At 67.5% G+C, this 14,931-nt stretch carries 13 protein-coding genes; 3 read left to right on the forward strand and 10 right to left on the reverse strand.

Annotation, left to right across the window (positions count from 1 at the left end):
• Positions 1 to 124 precede the first annotated feature (124 nt).
• The 8 genes from atzF to urtA form a co-directional block, all read right to left on the reverse strand.
• Positions 125 to 1,900, reverse strand: a complete 1,776-nt coding sequence (atzF, locus tag NS6_RS15670) for an allophanate hydrolase (protein WP_084471093.1) — start codon at positions 1,898 to 1,900, stop codon at positions 125 to 127.
• Positions 1,901 to 2,025: 125 nt separating this feature from the next.
• Positions 2,026 to 5,685, reverse strand: a complete 3,660-nt coding sequence (uca, locus tag NS6_RS15675) for an urea carboxylase (RefSeq protein WP_245669371.1) — start codon at positions 5,683 to 5,685, stop codon at positions 2,026 to 2,028.
• Between the two features lie 50 nt (positions 5,686 to 5,735).
• Complete coding sequence (locus NS6_RS15680) at positions 5,736 to 6,437, reverse strand: GntR family transcriptional regulator (RefSeq protein WP_281211413.1); 702 nt, start codon at positions 6,435 to 6,437, stop codon at positions 5,736 to 5,738.
• 10 nt (positions 6,438 to 6,447) lie between these two features.
• Positions 6,448 to 7,140, reverse strand: a complete 693-nt coding sequence (urtE, locus tag NS6_RS15685; protein WP_068042464.1) for an urea ABC transporter ATP-binding subunit UrtE — start codon at positions 7,138 to 7,140, stop codon at positions 6,448 to 6,450.
• Positions 7,141 to 7,142: 2 nt separating this feature from the next.
• Positions 7,143 to 8,024 (reverse strand): urea ABC transporter ATP-binding protein UrtD, encoded by an 882-nt coding sequence (gene urtD, locus NS6_RS15690; protein WP_068042466.1) that lies wholly within the window; start codon positions 8,022 to 8,024, stop codon positions 7,143 to 7,145.
• Entirely contained in the window at positions 8,021 to 9,133 is a 1,113-nt protein-coding gene (gene urtC, locus NS6_RS15695) for an urea ABC transporter permease subunit UrtC (RefSeq protein ID WP_068042468.1), read from the reverse strand. The genes urtD and urtC overlap by 4 nt, the downstream gene beginning before the upstream one ends.
• On the reverse strand, positions 9,130 to 10,017 hold the full coding sequence (gene urtB / locus NS6_RS15700; protein WP_068042471.1) for an urea ABC transporter permease subunit UrtB: 888 nt from the start codon (positions 10,015 to 10,017) through the stop codon (positions 9,130 to 9,132). Before urtB ends, urtC begins: the two co-directional genes overlap by 4 nt.
• 5 nt (positions 10,018 to 10,022) lie before the next feature.
• Positions 10,023 to 11,327 carry an urea ABC transporter substrate-binding protein gene (gene urtA / locus NS6_RS15705; protein ID WP_084471087.1) on the reverse strand — a complete coding sequence of 435 codons (1,305 nt, stop codon included), beginning with the start codon at positions 11,325 to 11,327 and terminating at the stop codon, positions 10,023 to 10,025.
• Between the two features lie 297 nt (positions 11,328 to 11,624).
• Here urtA and NS6_RS15710 point away from each other — a divergent pair, with 297 nt between their 5' ends.
• Together NS6_RS15710 and NS6_RS15715 are read left to right on the forward strand one after the other, a co-directional pair.
• Positions 11,625 to 12,230, forward strand: a complete 606-nt coding sequence (locus tag NS6_RS15710; RefSeq protein WP_068042473.1) for a ClpP family protease — start codon at positions 11,625 to 11,627, stop codon at positions 12,228 to 12,230.
• Positions 12,231 to 12,399: 169 nt separating this feature from the next.
• Positions 12,400 to 12,990, forward strand: a complete 591-nt coding sequence (locus NS6_RS15715) for a ClpP family protease (RefSeq protein WP_068042476.1) — start codon at positions 12,400 to 12,402, stop codon at positions 12,988 to 12,990.
• A gap of 232 nt (positions 12,991 to 13,222) precedes the next feature.
• Here NS6_RS15715 and NS6_RS15720 read toward each other — a convergent pair whose 3' ends face one another.
• Together NS6_RS15720 and NS6_RS15725 are read right to left on the reverse strand one after the other, a co-directional pair.
• Positions 13,223 to 13,591: a helix-turn-helix domain-containing protein gene (locus NS6_RS15720; RefSeq protein WP_068042478.1), complete on the reverse strand. Its 369-nt coding sequence runs from the start codon at positions 13,589 to 13,591 to the stop codon at positions 13,223 to 13,225.
• A gap of 227 nt (positions 13,592 to 13,818) precedes the next feature.
• A complete protein-coding gene (locus tag NS6_RS15725; protein WP_068042480.1) occupies positions 13,819 to 14,136 on the reverse strand; it encodes a hypothetical protein in 318 nt (105 codons plus the stop codon).
• Positions 14,137 to 14,480: 344 nt separating this feature from the next.
• On the opposite strand from NS6_RS15725, the gene NS6_RS15730 reads away from it, so the two are divergent.
• Entirely contained in the window at positions 14,481 to 14,684 is a 204-nt protein-coding gene (locus NS6_RS15730; RefSeq protein WP_068042596.1) for a cold-shock protein, read from the forward strand.
• The last annotated feature ends 247 nt before the right edge of the window (positions 14,685 to 14,931 follow it).

Below are 14,931 nucleotides of genomic sequence, written 5' to 3' on the forward strand. Positions count from 1 at the left end.
ACACACTCCGCCGACCTTGGGAGTTCGCGCGGCGGCAAGCCGAGGCTCGGGCCGAGCCCGCCGCGCCCCTCATCGGTACGGTGGGCCGATTCGCGTCACTCCCGAAAGGTGATCGGGACCGCGGTTACCGATCGGCGTTCAGATAGTTCTTCCACCCCCCGTACTCGGTGATATCGGTGGCGTCACGTGATGATTCGAAATCGCAGGCGAAGCCCGTGACCCATTCGCCGGAATCCAGCTCGACCTTGCCCAGTGTCATCGGCGCCGGCAGGTTGCCCAGGAACGTGCCGAGGGCGGCAGGGGAGAGGCGATACAGTTCGCCGGGTAGGGAGCGGCCCCCGGACCCGACGCGGAGCATTCCGGGTTTCGGCGGGGTGGCGGGTAGCGCGACCATGCGGTACGCCGCCGACGTCGTCACCTCCCCGACGAAGCGGGCGCGGGCCTGTTCCAGTTGGTGGTGCAGGGGCAGGCCGCGGAGGTGGGCGCCGACTACCAGGAGATCTGTGCCGGTGTCGGTGAGCAGGCTGGAGGGTTCGCCGAGAAGCCGGGCGGCGAGATCGATGCCGACCTGATCGGCGAAGGCCGGGGTGACGAACATGATGCCGAAGGGGTCCCCGTCGGCGGTGTCTGTGCCCGGCACCGCGACTGCGGCCAGGTCGAGGAGGTTGCAGAAATTGGTGAATGTGCCCATCCGGCCGTTGATCGCGATCGGTTCGGCCGCAACCGCTTCGATGGTCGGGTGCTCGGTGGTGGTGGGCAGCAGTAAGGCGGGGTATTCGGTGAACAGGCGGCGGGCCGTGGCCGCGGCACGGGTGAGGTGATCGAGATCGGCAACGTAGGAATGCGCGGCGGGGCGGGCGCCGCCGGTAATGATGGCAGAGACCACGGGGTCGGCGCCTGCGGGGCTGCCGCCGAGGAACTCGCCGACGGCGGCGAAGCGCTGGGCTACGATCGCGCCGTCGTAGAGGAGTGTGGCGGCGTCGAGAAGTTCGGCGATATCGACCGCGGCGATCTCGCCGCCACCGGACCGCCAGCGGTCGACGGTCGCGTCGAAGGCGGCGCGGTAGGCGGGAGTCAGGGATTTCAGGTTGTCGTCGGTAGGGACGGCGAGGACGGTGTTCGACGGTGCGCCGAGAGGAGTGTCGGCGGGCCACGGGCGGGAACGAGGATCGGCCGGATCCGGGCCGGTCATCGCGCTCGCGACCTTTGTGGCGAGGGACAGGTCGCGGGCGAAGACAGTGACGGCGTCGTAGTCGGGGCAGGCGGGGACCACGCCGGTCGTCGGGATCAGTCCCAGGGTCGGTTTGATCCCGACGATGCCGTTCAGCGCCGCCGGGACCCGGCCCGAACCGGCGGTATCGGTGCCCAGGGCGGCGTCGACCATGCCGAGGGCGACAGCCACGGCCGAACCGGAACTGCTGCCGCCGGAAACCCGGTCGGGGAAACGGCTGTTGCGGACAGCACCGTAGGGGCTGCGGGTACCCACGAGGCCGGTGGCGAACTGGTCGAGGTTGGTTTTGCCGAGGACGATCGCGCCCTGTGCGACCAGCCGGGCGACGGCAGGTGCGGTGTGGTCCGGAGTGCGGGCGAACCCGGGGCAGGCGCAGGTGGTGGGGGTTCCGGCGATATCGATGTTGTCCTTGACCGCTACGAGAATCCCTGCCAGCGGCAGCTTGTCGCCCTGCCCGACCCGGGCATCGAGCGCCGCGGCCTCGGCCAGGACGTCGGCTTCGGCGCGTAGCGAGATCCAGATCTCAGGACGGTCGTGCTCGTCGATTGCCCGGTACGCGGCAGCGACTCTGTCGGTTGCCGAAAGGATGGCAACGGCTGCGCCGGTGCAGTCCCCGGTTCCCACGACGGCCTTACCCGCACCGGCGGCCGCGTCGTCGGCAGCGATCATGTTGTCGGCTGCACGCGGTGCGCTCGCGGCAGCAGGGAGGACGCCGCTGTCGGCGGCGCGAATTTCGTTGTCGGCCGTCCCGGATGCCTCGGCACCCGCGCCGGCCAGCGGTAGTTTCTCCATGGTTATGCCGCTCCTTCGGATTGGATGGCGACCAGCGGTGCGCCGGTGGTCACTTGGTCGCCCGCGGTGGCGGTGAGCGCGCGGACGGTCCCGGCGACTTCCGCCACCACGGGAAGTTCCATTTTCATGGCCTCGAGGACGAGCAGAGTGGCGCCCGCCTCGACGTACTCGCCTTCGGTGACCTCGACCCGCCACACATTCGCCATCATGGGGGCGGTGACGATTTCGCAGCCTTCGGGAAGATCGAGGGTCTCGGCGGGATCGGAGGCCGGATCCGGTTCGGACCGGGCGCTGAGTTCGCCGCTGGCCTCCCAGCGCTGCCGTTCGGCTGTGAACGCGGCCTGCCGGATTTCCTCGGTTGCAGCGATATCGGAGGCGTGCTCCGCCAGGAATTCGAGATGTTCGGCCATCGCGAACTCGCCTACGCTGGTGCGCATCTCGAATCTCCCCGCCGACATATCGGCGCGCATATCGAGCAGCTCGCCGGCCGAGACGGGATACCAGGTGATGCGGTCGAAGAATCGGAACAGCCACGGCTTACCGGTTTCGAACGGGGCACGCTGCCGATACCCCGACCAGATAGGGACGGTGCGGCCGATGAGCTGGTAGCCGCCGGGAGATTCCATCCCGTAGACACACAAGTATTTGCCGCCGATACCGACGGCGTCGGAGGGGGTCCAGGTGCGGGCGGGATTGTATTTGGTGGTCGCCAGGCGGTGGCGCGGGTCCAGGGGGACGGCCAGTGGCGCGCCGAGGTAGACGTCACCGAGGCCGAGCACCATGTATTGGGCGTCGAAGACGATATCGCGGACCTTGTCGATACTGCCGAGACCGTTGACGCGGCGGATGAATTCGATATTCGACGGCAACCAGGGGGCGTCGGGCCGGACGCCGTGACCGTAGCGTTCGATGGCCTGCACGATGGTCGGATCGTCGAACGAGAGCGGCAACTCGATATGGCGGCTCGGGACGCGGAGGTCGGCGGTATCGGGGATATCGTCCTCGAGTTCGCCGAGCAGGCGGACCACGGTGCGCTGATCGATGGCATCGGGGTCGAAATGCAGATGCAGGGAACGTACCCCGGGCGTGATATCGATCAGGCCGGGAACGGCGGCCTGTTCGAGGCGTTCGCTCAGCGCGTGCACGCGCATACGCAGGCCGAGGTCCAGTTCCATCGGGCCGTATTCGACGAGCACGTTATCGTCGCCGCCGCGCAGGTATTTGACCTCCGGCGTGCCGGTGCCGGGGTCGCGGCGGCCGAGTACGCCGTTGTCCTGCTCGCGTGAGCCGAGGAATTCGGGGGTGGATACGTTACGGCCGCGCAGCGCGGGTGACGACCGGAACCCGGCGGCGCGTTCATCGGCGACCGGTACGAAACGCACCTGGTCGCCGGGTCGCATCTGGCCCAGCTTCCACCGGTGTGCGGAGACCACTGTGAGCGGGCAGGCGAAACCGCCCAGGCTGGGACCGTCCGGACCGAGCAGGATCGGAGTGTCGCCGGAGAGATTGAGTGCGCCCACGCTGTACGCGCAGTCGTGCAGATTCGAGGGATGCAGGCCGGCGTCGCCGCCGTCGGTGCGTGACCACGTCGGTTTCGGGCCGGCCAGGCGCAGGCCGGTACGGTTGGCGTGGGCCTGTACCTGCCAGGTGGCGTCGTAGAACTGGGCGATATCGGCCGGGGTGAAGTAGTCGGGCGCGGGCTGGGGGCCCTCGCCGACTCCGACGTACCAGGTGTGGCCGAATTCGGGGCGGTCCTCGGCGGGGATGGGCACGGGGTCGAGTAGACCGCCGGCGTCGGGTTTGATGCCGAGAATATCGCCTCCCGCGACGGCGCGGCCGGTGATACCGCCGAAACCGCCGAGGGTGAATGTCGCTGCGCTGCCGTGATAATCGGGGGCCAGGATACCGCCGCGAACCGCGAGGTAGGTGCGTAGACCGGTGTCGTGGGGTGCGCCGATATCGAGAACCGAACCGGCGGGCACGGTGATCGGTTCCCACATGGGCACGGGTTCGCCGTCCACGGTGACCGGCGCTTCGGCGCCGGTGACGCAGACGATCGTGGTGTCGGTGCAGCGTAGGCGCGGACCGAGAAGCGTCGCCTCGAGGCCGTTCTCGCCGAGCGAATTGCCGACGGCGTGATTGGCGAGCTGGAAGGACAGGTCGTCGAAGGCGCCCGACGGTGGGATCCCGACGTTCCAGAGTCCGAGGCGGCCGGGATGGTCCTGGATGGTGGTGGAGACGCCGGCGCGCAGGATCTCCAGGCGGGGACGAATGGTGGCCAGGCTCCCGAGGGTTGCGGTGGTGTGCCGGGCGTCGAGCATGGGTGAGCTCGTGGCAGCGGCGCGCAACTGGGGCAGGTTGGTGGTGATACCGAACATGCGGGTTTCGTCGAGCGCCGCGCGGAGCCGGTGCAGGGCCTCGGTGCGGCTCTCACCCGATGTGATGATCTTGGCGATCAGCGGGTCGTAGTAGGGGCTGATTTCGGTACCGGTTTCGACCCAGGTCTCCACCCGCGCATCCGCGCCGGGGATCTCGACGCCGGTGAGTGTGCCGGCGCCGGGCCGGTAGTCGTTACCGGGGTCCTCCGCGTAGACACGGGCCTCCACGGCGAAACCGGTGAGGGGTGGGCCGGCATCCGGTACCTCGTCGAGGAAGGCGGAATCTCCGCCCGCCAGGCGCAGCATCCACTCGACCAGATCTATACCCGTAACGGCCTCGGTGACCGGATGCTCTACCTGCAGGCGAGTGTTCACCTCCAGGAACGACGCCTCACCGCGGTCCACGTCGTAGAGGAACTCGACAGTCCCGGCGGACCGGTAGCCCACCTCGCCGAGCAGCTTCCGGCTCGATGCGAGCAGCCGTTCGCTCACGGTATAGGGGAGTCCGGGCGCCGGCGCCTCCTCGATGACCTTCTGATGGCGTCGCTGCAGACTGCAGTCGCGGGTACCCAGGGACACCGCCCGACCCCGTCCGTCCCCGAAGATCTGCACCTCCACGTGCCGGGCACGGGCAACGAATCGCTCCAGATACACCGCCGACGACCCGAAGTTGTTCTGCGCCAGCCGGATCACGCGCTGGTAGGTTTCGGTGAGTTCCGCGGGGCCGGCGCAGGCCGCCATCCCGATACCGCCGCCGCCCCCGGCCGCCTTGAGCATCACCGGATAGCCGATCCGATCGGCCTCCGCCAGCGCCTCGTCCAGCCCCGCGAGCAACCCGCTCCCGGCAACCAGCGGTACACCCGCCGCCGCGGCGGCCTGGCGGGCACTGTGCTTATCGCCGAAAAGCCGCAGATGTTCGGCGGCCGGCCCGACGAACGCGATACCCGCCGCCTCCACCTCCGCCGCGAACTCGGCGTTCTCGGAAAGGAACCCGTAACCGGGGTGGATCGCCGTCGCGCCACTGGACAATGCCGCCTCGATCACGGCTTCGGCGCGCAGATAGGATTCCGCGGCCGGCGCGGGGCCGAGCCGGACCGCGCGATCGGCCATCCGCACATGCCGGGAACCCTCGTCGGCATCGGAGAACACCGCGACCGTATCGATCCCCAGCCGCCGCGCGGTGCGCAGAATACGGCAGGCGATCTCACCGCGATTGGCGATCAGCAGACATTCGGGCAGCGGCGTATGCAGTGGTGTATACAACTGCGGGGCGGTCTCGGTCACGGTCGATCCTCTCGGCGTGGACAGTGCCGGCTACCGGAGTAGCCGGGAAATCAGGTTTTGGTCGCGCGGGCCAGGCGGGTCAGCTGCAGTACCTGACCGGCTCGGTCGGCCACCACGCGGCGGGATTGGTCTATATGGGCGAGGAGCTGCTCACGGCCGTTGTCGAGGTCGCGCGCCAGGACGGCTTCGCCGATGGCGATGTGCTCCTCGATGGTGGCGAGCATGCGGTCGGGGGTCAGATAGTCGAACATCCGGACCGGGCGGATCCGGGCGTTCACCGTGCGCAGGGCCTCGGTGAGGGCGTGATTACCCGAGGATTCCAGCAGTACGGTGTGGAACTGTTCGTCGGCGTCGACGAAACCGGCATCCGGTTCCGGGGGTGCGGTGCGGAAGGCGCGCCACCGGTCGATCTCCGGACCGAGCACGGCCCGGTCGTGGCCCAGCTCCGGATCGTCGAGGACGCGGGCGATGCCCTGGACTTCCAGCGTGATCCGCAACTCGTAGTAGTCACCCAGGGTGTCCAGCCGCGGCCGGTACGGGAACAGGCCGGCGTCACGGCGTTCGACGAGACCGTCGGCCTGCAACCGGGCCAGCGCCTCCCGCACAGGGGTGCGGGAAACGCCGTACCGGTCGGCCAGCCGTTCCTCGCCGAGCCGCTCGTCCGGTGCCGGCGCACCGCCCATGAGTTCATCGCGCAACGCCTTGTACACAGTGTCGCTACGGGATTCGCGTTTGCTTCGTGGTTCGGTCACGACGCGCAGCCTAAAGAGTCATGGCGGCGCGAACGGTGTCGACGGCACCGGCACCACCCTCCCCGGTCGAGGTGACCCGGCCGCTCTCCAGCACGTAGTACCGGCTCGCCGCCCGCAGCGCGAAACCGATGTGCTGTTCCACCAGCAGCACCCCGAGCCCACCGCGACCCACCAGCTCGGTGATGGTGTTCTCGATCTCGGCGACCACCGACGGCTGGATGCCCTCGGTGGGTTCGTCGAGGATGAGCATCCGCGGTTCGGTGATGAGTGCGCGGGCGATGGCCAGTTGCTGGCGCTGCCCGCCGGACAACAGCCCGGCGCGGCGGTCGAGCAGATCCTTCAGCGCGGGAAACAGATCCAGCTGCTCGTCGATCAACGCCGTGCCCCGTTTACGGCCGTCGGCCACCACGCGCAGATTCTCGGCGGTGGTGAGATGACCGAAGCACTGCTGGCCCTGGGGGACGTAGGCGATTCCCCGTTTGACCCGTCCGCTCGGGCGCAACGTGGTGATATCTGCGCCGTCGAAACGGATCCGGCCCCGAGCGGTTTTCACCAGTCCCACCGCTGCGCGCAACAAGGTCGTTTTACCGGCCCCGTTGTGGCCCATGATTGCGGCGACTCCGTCGGCCGGGACCTCGATCCCGACCCCGTGCACCACTTCGGTGCGGCCGTATCCGGCGTGGACATCGATGAGTTCCAGCATCGTCACTCTCCTTGTCCATCGGACCCCCGCGAGGATGCGGCGCCGTCGCGTCTCGCCGCAGCTTCCGCGGCCGGCTCCGGGTGCGGCACACCGGTGCCGGCGGCGGTACCCAGGTACGCCTCCTGCACGGCGGGATCGGCCTGGACCTCGGCCACCGACCCCTCGGCGAGGATCGCGCCGCGGGCCAGCACCGTCACCGAGGTGGCGAAGTTGCGCATGAAATCCATATCGTGTTCGACCACCACGACCGTGCGTTCACCACCGATACGGCGCAACAGGTTCCCGGTTTCCTCCCGCTCCTCCTGGCTCATCCCGGCAACGGGTTCGTCCAGCAGCAGCACCGAGGCGTTCTGAACCAGCAGCATGCCGATTTCGAGCCACTGCTTCTGGCCGTGGGCGAGCGTTCCGGCGGGTTTGTTCCGCAACTTGCTGAGCCCGATCGTTTCCAGTGCCTGCTCGATCGATTCCGAGACCTCCGCCGGGCGGCGGCGCAGCATCGTCCAGACCGACCGGCCGGCCCCGGCGGCGATATCCAAATTCTGCAGAACCGACAGTTCCTCGAACACGCTCGCGGTCTGGAAGGTGCGGCCCACACCCAGCCGGGCTATCTGGTGCACCTTCTTGCCCAGTAGTTCGACCCCGGATTTCTGCACCGACCCGGTGGCCGGTACCAGACCGGTGATCGCGTCGATCATGGTGGTTTTTCCGGCGCCGTTGGGTCCGATGAGGAACCGCAGGTCACCCTGGAAGAGGGTCAGGTCGACATTCGATACGGCCTTGAATCCGTCGAATTCGACGCTCAGCCCCCGGACTTCGAGGTAATCGCTGTGCATACCGGCGTTCCCACCGGCCACCGGGGTGGTGATCGTCTCCTGCTGGGTCATGACACTCCTACCGGGGTCGCGGCGGCGGGCTGTGGTGCCGGACCGGGTGATGCCGGATCGTCGTCCGCACCCCGGTCCCGCCGCAGCAGGGTGACCAGGCCCGCCAGCCCCGCCGGGAAGAACCCGACCACGACGATGAAGAGGATGCCCTGCGCATACACCCAGCCGGAGGGGAAGCTCTCCGACAGGCTGGTCTGCGCCCAGGCCACCGCGATCGCGCCCAGCACCGGGCCCAGCAGAGTCGTGCGGCCACCGATGGCGACCCCGATGAGGAAGGCGATGGAAGGCACGATCCCGATATCGGCGGGGGAGATGATCCCGACGATCGGTACGAACAGCGCCCCGGCGATACCGGCGAACAGCGCGGCCACCGCATACGCGACCACCTTCACATTGGCCGGGTCGTAGCCGAGGAACCGCACCCGCTCCTCCTGATCGCGCACAGCGACCAGCAGTTCGCCGTACCGGCTGTACATCAGCTGCCGGGCCAGCGCCACGATCACCAGCAGAGTGCCCGCGGCGATGAAGAACAGCAGCCGCCGGTTGATCGGATCGTTGAGCGCCAACCCGAAGAAGCTGCGGAACCGGTTGAGTCCGTTACTGCCGCCGGTGGATTGCTGCCCCACCAGCAGGATGGCGAAGGCAGCGGCCAGCGCCTGCGACAGGATCGCGAAGTAGGCGCCCTTGACCTTGCGTTTGAACACGCCGAGCCCGAGCAGAACCGCCACCAGCGGCGGAACGATCAGAATGCCCAGGATCGTCACCACGGGCGACGAGAACGGAATCCAATACGCCGGCAGGTCCCGGATGCCCGCGATCTGCATGAAATCGGGCACGTCATCACCGCGCAGCCGGGCATCGGAGATTTTCAGGTGCATCGCCATGATGTAGGCGCCGAGCCCGAAGAACACACCCTGCCCGAGGGTGAGCATTCCGCCCCGCCCCCAGGCCAATCCGATCCCGACCGCGACGATGCCGAAGCAGAGGAACTTACCGAGTAGGTTGAGCCGGAAATCGGAGAGCACCGCGGGCGCCACCGCGAACAACAGGACGGCGGCCAGCGCGAACCCCGAATAGACCTTCCAGCGGGTGGTCAGGAATTCCCTCATACCAGACTCCTCGACCGGATCATGAACAGTCCCTGCGGCCGGACCTGCAGGAAGATCACGATGACGACGAATACGATCACCTTCGCCACCGAGGCGGTGGTGCTGTATTCGATGAACGAATTCAGCAGCCCCAGCGCCACCGCGGCCAGTACCGCGCCCCGGATCTGCCCGAGACCGCCGATCACCACCACCAGGAAGGCGTCGACCAGATAGTTGGCGCCGGTATTGGCACTGGTGGAACCGATCAACGTCAGTGCCACACCTGCCACACCGGCGAGTCCGGAACCGATGAAGAAGGTGGTGATATCGGTGCCGCGGCTGGAGATCCCGCTCGTTTCGGCGAGATCACGATGCTGCACCACGGCCCGGATCCGCCGGCCCATCGCGGTGTACTTCATGGTCACTGCGATGGCCGTCACGCACAGCACTGCGAGCAGCATGATGAAGATCCGGGTCTTGGGCACCACGGCCCCGAGGATCTCCACCCCGCCGCCGAGCCAGTCCGGCGTCACCACCCGGACCGCGGGCGCACCGAAGATATCCCGGGCCGCCTGCTGCAGGATCAGCCCCACACCGAAGGTCACCAGCAGCGTGTCCAGCGGCCGGTCGTACATCCGTTTGATCAGCGTCACCTCGAGGACGACCCCCATGAGGCCGCCGACCAGGAACCCGACCAACAGCGAGACGATCAGTGAGATATCGGTGTTCGAGACCAGATACGTCTGCACCGTGTAGGCCGTATAGGACCCTGCCATGATGAACGCGCCGTGGGCCATGTTGATCACGCCCATCTGCCCGAAGGTCAGCGACAACCCGAGGGCCGCCAGCAGCAGGATGGACCCGAGGCTCAGGCCGGTGAAAAGCTGCCCGACAAGTGCTTCCATTCAGATCAGCCTCCGAGCCCCTCGGCCCACGAGTAGCCGGCCAGATACGGGTCGGGTTCGATGGCCTCGCCGGAATCCCAGATGCTGTAGATGAGGCCGTCGGGCCGGATCTCGCCGATCCGGGCGGTTTTGGTGATGTGATTGTTCTCGCCGTTGATCGTGACCGTGCCCTCCGGTGCCTCGAAACTCACACCGCCGGCCGCTTTCTGCACATCCGCGACGGCGAAGGACTGCGCCTTCTCCACTGTGTTCTTCCACAGGTGGACCGAGGTGTAGGCGGCCTCCATCGGATCCGAGGTGGGTTTGGCGGCACCATATTTCGCCTGGTAATCCTCGACGAAGGAGTTGTTCACCGGGTTGTCGACGGTCTGGTAGTAGTTCCAGGCGGTCAGCTGGCCGGCGATGTTCCCGACGCCGATACCACCGACCTCCTCCTCGGCGATCGATACCGAGACCACCGGCATATCCTGTGCCGTCAGGCCGACGTTCTTGTACTCGCGGAAGAACGCGACATTGGAGTCGCCGTTGAGGGTGTTGAACACCGCGTCAGCGTCCGCGGCCCGCACTTTGTTGACGATGGTCGAGAAATCGGTGGATCCGAGCGGGGTGTAGTCCTCGCCTTTGATCTCGATCCCGTTCGCTTCCGCATATGCCTTGATGATGCGATTCGCGGTCTGCGGGAACACGTAGTCGCTACCCACCAGGTACAGCGATTTCACGCCGCGGCCCTTCAGATAGTCCAGGGCCGGCACAATCTGCTGGTTGGTGGTGGCGCCGGTGTAGAAGATGTTCTCCGACGATTCCAGGCCCTCGTACTGCACCGGGTAGTACAGCAGCGCGTTGCGGTCCTCGAAAACCGGCAGCATCGCCTTCCGGCTCGACGAGGTCCAGCCCCCGAAAACCGCAGCGACACAATCACTGCTGATCAGCTTCTCGGCCTTTTCCGCGAAAACCGTGGGCTCCGAGGCGCCGTCCTCACCCACCAGTTCGATCTGCTTGCCGAGCACCCCACCGGCGGTATTGATCTGATCGACAGCGAGCCGGATGGAATCCCGGACGGTGACCTCCGAGATGGCCATGGTGCCCGACAGCGAGTTCAGGGAACCCACCTTGATCGTGGGACCCGAGGTGTCGACACAGGATTGGGCACTCGTGCCGGCCTGCTCGGAGGCCGAGCTACCGCAGGCGGTCGCGGCCAGCGCGGTAACACAGAGAGCGACCGGCAGCGCGAGCAGTTTGCGCCGCCGGCCACCTCCGTTCCGGCGGATCGCCGCAGCGCTTGTAGGTGCTTCGGTTCTGGCTGCATTCATGACCGTTCGGCCTCCACTCCGGAAAAGGTCAGGCCCGCTGACTCGCTATCGGCTCGCTGTATACAGCGGCGTATACGAGGAATTACGCTAAGGACGCTGTGTTTCCGTGACGTATCTCAGCGTGAAACCCCGGTATCCGTTTCCTCTCCGCACGGGCGGGCGCTGTCGTGGTTACGCAGGCTGTCCGCGCCGGCCACCGACCTTCGCGCAGAGTGCTCGGCCTTTCGCTGCCGAGAGCAGATCCGCTCACAGCAGCGTGCGGTTCCGGTTCCCGCGCAGGCCGGGCACCGTGAAGGCATGGCTCACGACGATAAAACCCCGCTGTTCGGCTGGCGCGCCCGCGAACAACTGCTGGCCCGCCGCATCCTCGTGCTCGACGGTCCGCTCGACGACGACAACGGCACGCTGCTGGCCACCCAGCTGCTGACGCTCGCCGCCGAGGACGCCGACGCGGGCATCTCCCTCTGGATCCACTCCCCGGGCGGATCGGTACCGGCGATGCTCGCCATCCGGGATGTCATGCGCCTCGTGCCGTGCCCCGTCTCCACGCTCGCACTCGGGCTGGCCTGTAGCGCGGGACAGTTCCTGCTCTCCTCGGGAACCCCCGGAAAACGCTTCGCGCTGCCGCACGCCCGCATCCTGATGCACCAGGGTTCGGCCGGAATCGGCGGCACCGCGGTCGATGTCGAGGTCCAGGCCGGCGATCTGCGCTACACCGTCGAAACCGTGCTCGGACTGATCGCCGAGGACACCGGCCAACCCTACGACCAGATCTACGAGGATTCCCTGCACGACCGCTGGTTCAGCGCCACCCAAGCCGAGGAATACGGGTTCATCGACCATATCGTCGGCGAATTCGGGCAGGTCGTCCCGCCACGCCAGCGCGTGGGGATCTCCGCGTGACCACGGCAGCGGTAGCGGAGCGCAGAGCCTTGCTTGCGTGTGGGAGGGGCAACGTGGCCGGTAGCGCGCGGCACCGCGAGAACGGTGCCCGGCCGGGCCCGGTGGAGAACGTAAGAGCAGGCAGCACCCGGAGTGAGCCCTGCCGACCCGGACACGAAGGAGACAACCGATGAGTACCTACACGATTCCCAACGTGATCGCCCAGCATCCACGCGGCGAGCGCATCACCGATATCTATTCACATCTGCTGGCCGAGCGGATCGTCTACCTCGGTACCCCCATCGACTCCGGGGTCGCCAACGCGCTCATCGCGCAGTTGCTGCATCTGGAATCGGAAAGCCCCGGTCAGCAGATCGAGTTCTATATCAACTGCGAAGGCGGCGATCTGTCGTCGATGCTGGCCGTCTACGACACCATTCAGCACATCGGCGCCCCTGTGCACACCACCTGTGTCGGGCAGGCCATCGCCGTCGGCGCGGTCCTGCTGGCCGGCGGCGCTGCCGGGCATCGCGCGATGCTCCCGCACGCCCGGGTGGTCCTGCATCAACCGGCCGCCCGCGGTCAAGGCGCCATCCCGGACCTGATCCTGCAGGCCGACGAACTGGTCCGGATGCGCGCCGAGATCGAGTCGATCCTGTCCCGGCACACCGGGCAGACCGCCGAACAACTCCGGCGCGATACCGACCGCGACCGGGTCTTCACCGCATCGGCCGCCGTCGACTACGGCCTCGCCGACACCGTTCTGACACCGCGAGGCTGAGGGCGGCGCCGGTCGGGCAGCTTCTGTGTCGACCGGATTCGGGCCGAGCTCGGCGATTGCGGTGACCTCCGTGTCCTGGTGGTACGCAGTTCGCCCCGAACCGAAACAGTCCGGCCCGGCACCTTCCGACGAGGGAGCGCGGTCCGGGCGACTGCTCGTACGAGGGCTCGTCCTGCGGCGCTGGGCTCGACCGGAACTCCGCGTCGCTGGGCTATGGCAGAAGGGCGTGCGATCAGGCGGCGCGCAGCACGGGCGCCTGCGCGGTGCCACGGCCCTCGGCGGCAGGGCGACGACGGTAGCGGAGTTCCCCGGCGACCTGCTCGGTCAGTTCCCCGAGAGAAGTACCGAGGGCACCGGCCAATGCGGCGATCATCTCGCTCGACGGTTCCTTGCGGCCGCGTTCGACCTCGGAAAGGTACTGGGGCGAGATCCCGGCCCGCTGCGCGGTTTCCGCCAGGGTTTCGCGCTGATCGTTGCGCAGGGCGCGTAAACGGCCGCCGAGTACCTCGCGCCACAGTGGTTCGGGTTCATCCGCCCGCTGCCGGCGCGGCGGCTCGTCCCGGCCACCGGGGATCGCGATCAATCTGCGCGGCTCGGTCATGGGTCGAGCCTAGGTTCGCGGCCGGGCCGGTCGACACCGGTTACGCTCTGGGCGTAACCGTCGCGCGCGACCTGACCGAACCCGTGCCGCCGGTGGGATGTGCTGCGCGGCAACCGGCTCGGTGTATCCGGGGAGGCGCCACCCTGTCCTTGAATGGGCGCTCTGTTCTTGATGGGGCAGACAAAGCTCGGGCCCGCATTCTCGCCGGAATGCGGGCCCGTGCGCGGTCAGCTGCTGCCGAATGCTCCGCGCAGGATATGGCGGAACCAGTCCGCCGAATCGTCCCAGCCGTTGTGGTGACCGCGGTCCCAGTCCCGGTCGCGGTCCCGGTGGTGACCCCGGTCGCGATCTCGATCCCGGTCGCGGTCCCAATGCCGGTCGCGGTCGCGATCGCGATGATGATCCCGATCTACTTCGGTGTATCCGGGGGCAGGGGCCGCGGGGGCGGCCGCGGCGGGGGCGGCGAGCGCCGCCAAGGGGAGTAGGGCAATGGCGCCCGCGATAACGACCCGGCGGGTCGCGAACGCTCGTTTCGTGCGGAACACTTCGTATCCTCTCGAACTCCAGCCGCGGCGCGGCAAGGAATCCGCGCCGAAATCGGCGATAGAGCCCTCACTCTCGCGTAATCGGTGCCGGTATGTCACCGATTTTCGCGGAAATCATCCCTTTGAACTACGGGGCATCCCTGGGGTTCACCCCGAGGCGCGGGCCTGCCGGCGCGAGCGCCACCATGCCCGGTCATATCGTGCGCGATATCACCGCGTTCTGCCTCACAATCAGCGGATTCAGAGGTGCAGGAACTTCCCGGGACGTGGCATCGTTGTCATGGAGATCAGGCGGATCGACCGAGATCCGGCTGGCTCGCAACAGAAAGTATGAAGTAAGTATCATGGCTCAAGGCAGTGTGAAGTGGTTCAACAGCGAGAAGGGCTTCGGCTTCATCGCGCAAGACGGGGGCGGACCTGACGTATTCGTGCATTACTCGGCAGTCGCCGGCTCCGGCTTCCGGTCCCTCGAAGAGGGACAGCGGGTGGAGTTCGAGATCGGCCAGGGCCAGAAGGGTCCGCAGGCTCAGGACGTTCGCGCCATCTGAGTGATGTGACGAAATGGCAGAGCCCCGCACCGCAACGGTGCGGGGCTCTCGTCGTTTCCGGTGCGGTTGCCCGGCCTCGCCCGCCGGGCACCCTGTGGACTCTGCTCTTCTGCCGATCCACGGCCGGTCCCGGTCTCCTGCGCCCGGGTGTACTCCCTGCGCGGACGCGTGAACCTGTGGAACGTGATTCCGCCCACCCGCCGCACCTGGTCGGCGCTGGTTGTGCCGGGTCCGTCCCAGGTGACCA

Origin of the sequence: Nocardia speluncae NBRC 108251 (genome assembly GCF_001613245.1) — a bacterium.
GTDB lineage: Bacteria > Actinomycetota > Actinomycetes > Mycobacteriales > Mycobacteriaceae > Nocardia > Nocardia speluncae.

Coding starts and splice junctions, on each gene's coding strand:
- atzF (WP_084471093.1), bottom strand. CDS start 1,900: ATGATCGCTGCCGACGACGCGGCCGCCGGTGCGGGTAAGGCCGTCGTG.
- urtE (WP_068042464.1), bottom strand. CDS start 7,140: ATGCTGGAACTCATCGATGTCCACGCCGGATACGGCCGCACCGAAGTG.
- urtD (WP_068042466.1), bottom strand. CDS start 8,024: ATGACCCAGCAGGAGACGATCACCACCCCGGTGGCCGGTGGGAACGCC.
- urtC (WP_068042468.1), bottom strand. CDS start 9,133: ATGAGGGAATTCCTGACCACCCGCTGGAAGGTCTATTCGGGGTTCGCG.
- urtB (WP_068042471.1), bottom strand. CDS start 10,017: ATGGAAGCACTTGTCGGGCAGCTTTTCACCGGCCTGAGCCTCGGGTCC.
- urtA (WP_084471087.1), bottom strand. CDS start 11,327: ATGAATGCAGCCAGAACCGAAGCACCTACAAGCGCTGCGGCGATCCGC.
- NS6_RS15710 (WP_068042473.1), top strand. CDS start 11,625: ATGGCTCACGACGATAAAACCCCGCTGTTCGGCTGGCGCGCCCGCGAA.
- NS6_RS15715 (WP_068042476.1), top strand. CDS start 12,400: ATGAGTACCTACACGATTCCCAACGTGATCGCCCAGCATCCACGCGGC.
- NS6_RS15720 (WP_068042478.1), bottom strand. CDS start 13,591: ATGACCGAGCCGCGCAGATTGATCGCGATCCCCGGTGGCCGGGACGAG.
- NS6_RS15730 (WP_068042596.1), top strand. CDS start 14,481: ATGGCTCAAGGCAGTGTGAAGTGGTTCAACAGCGAGAAGGGCTTCGGC.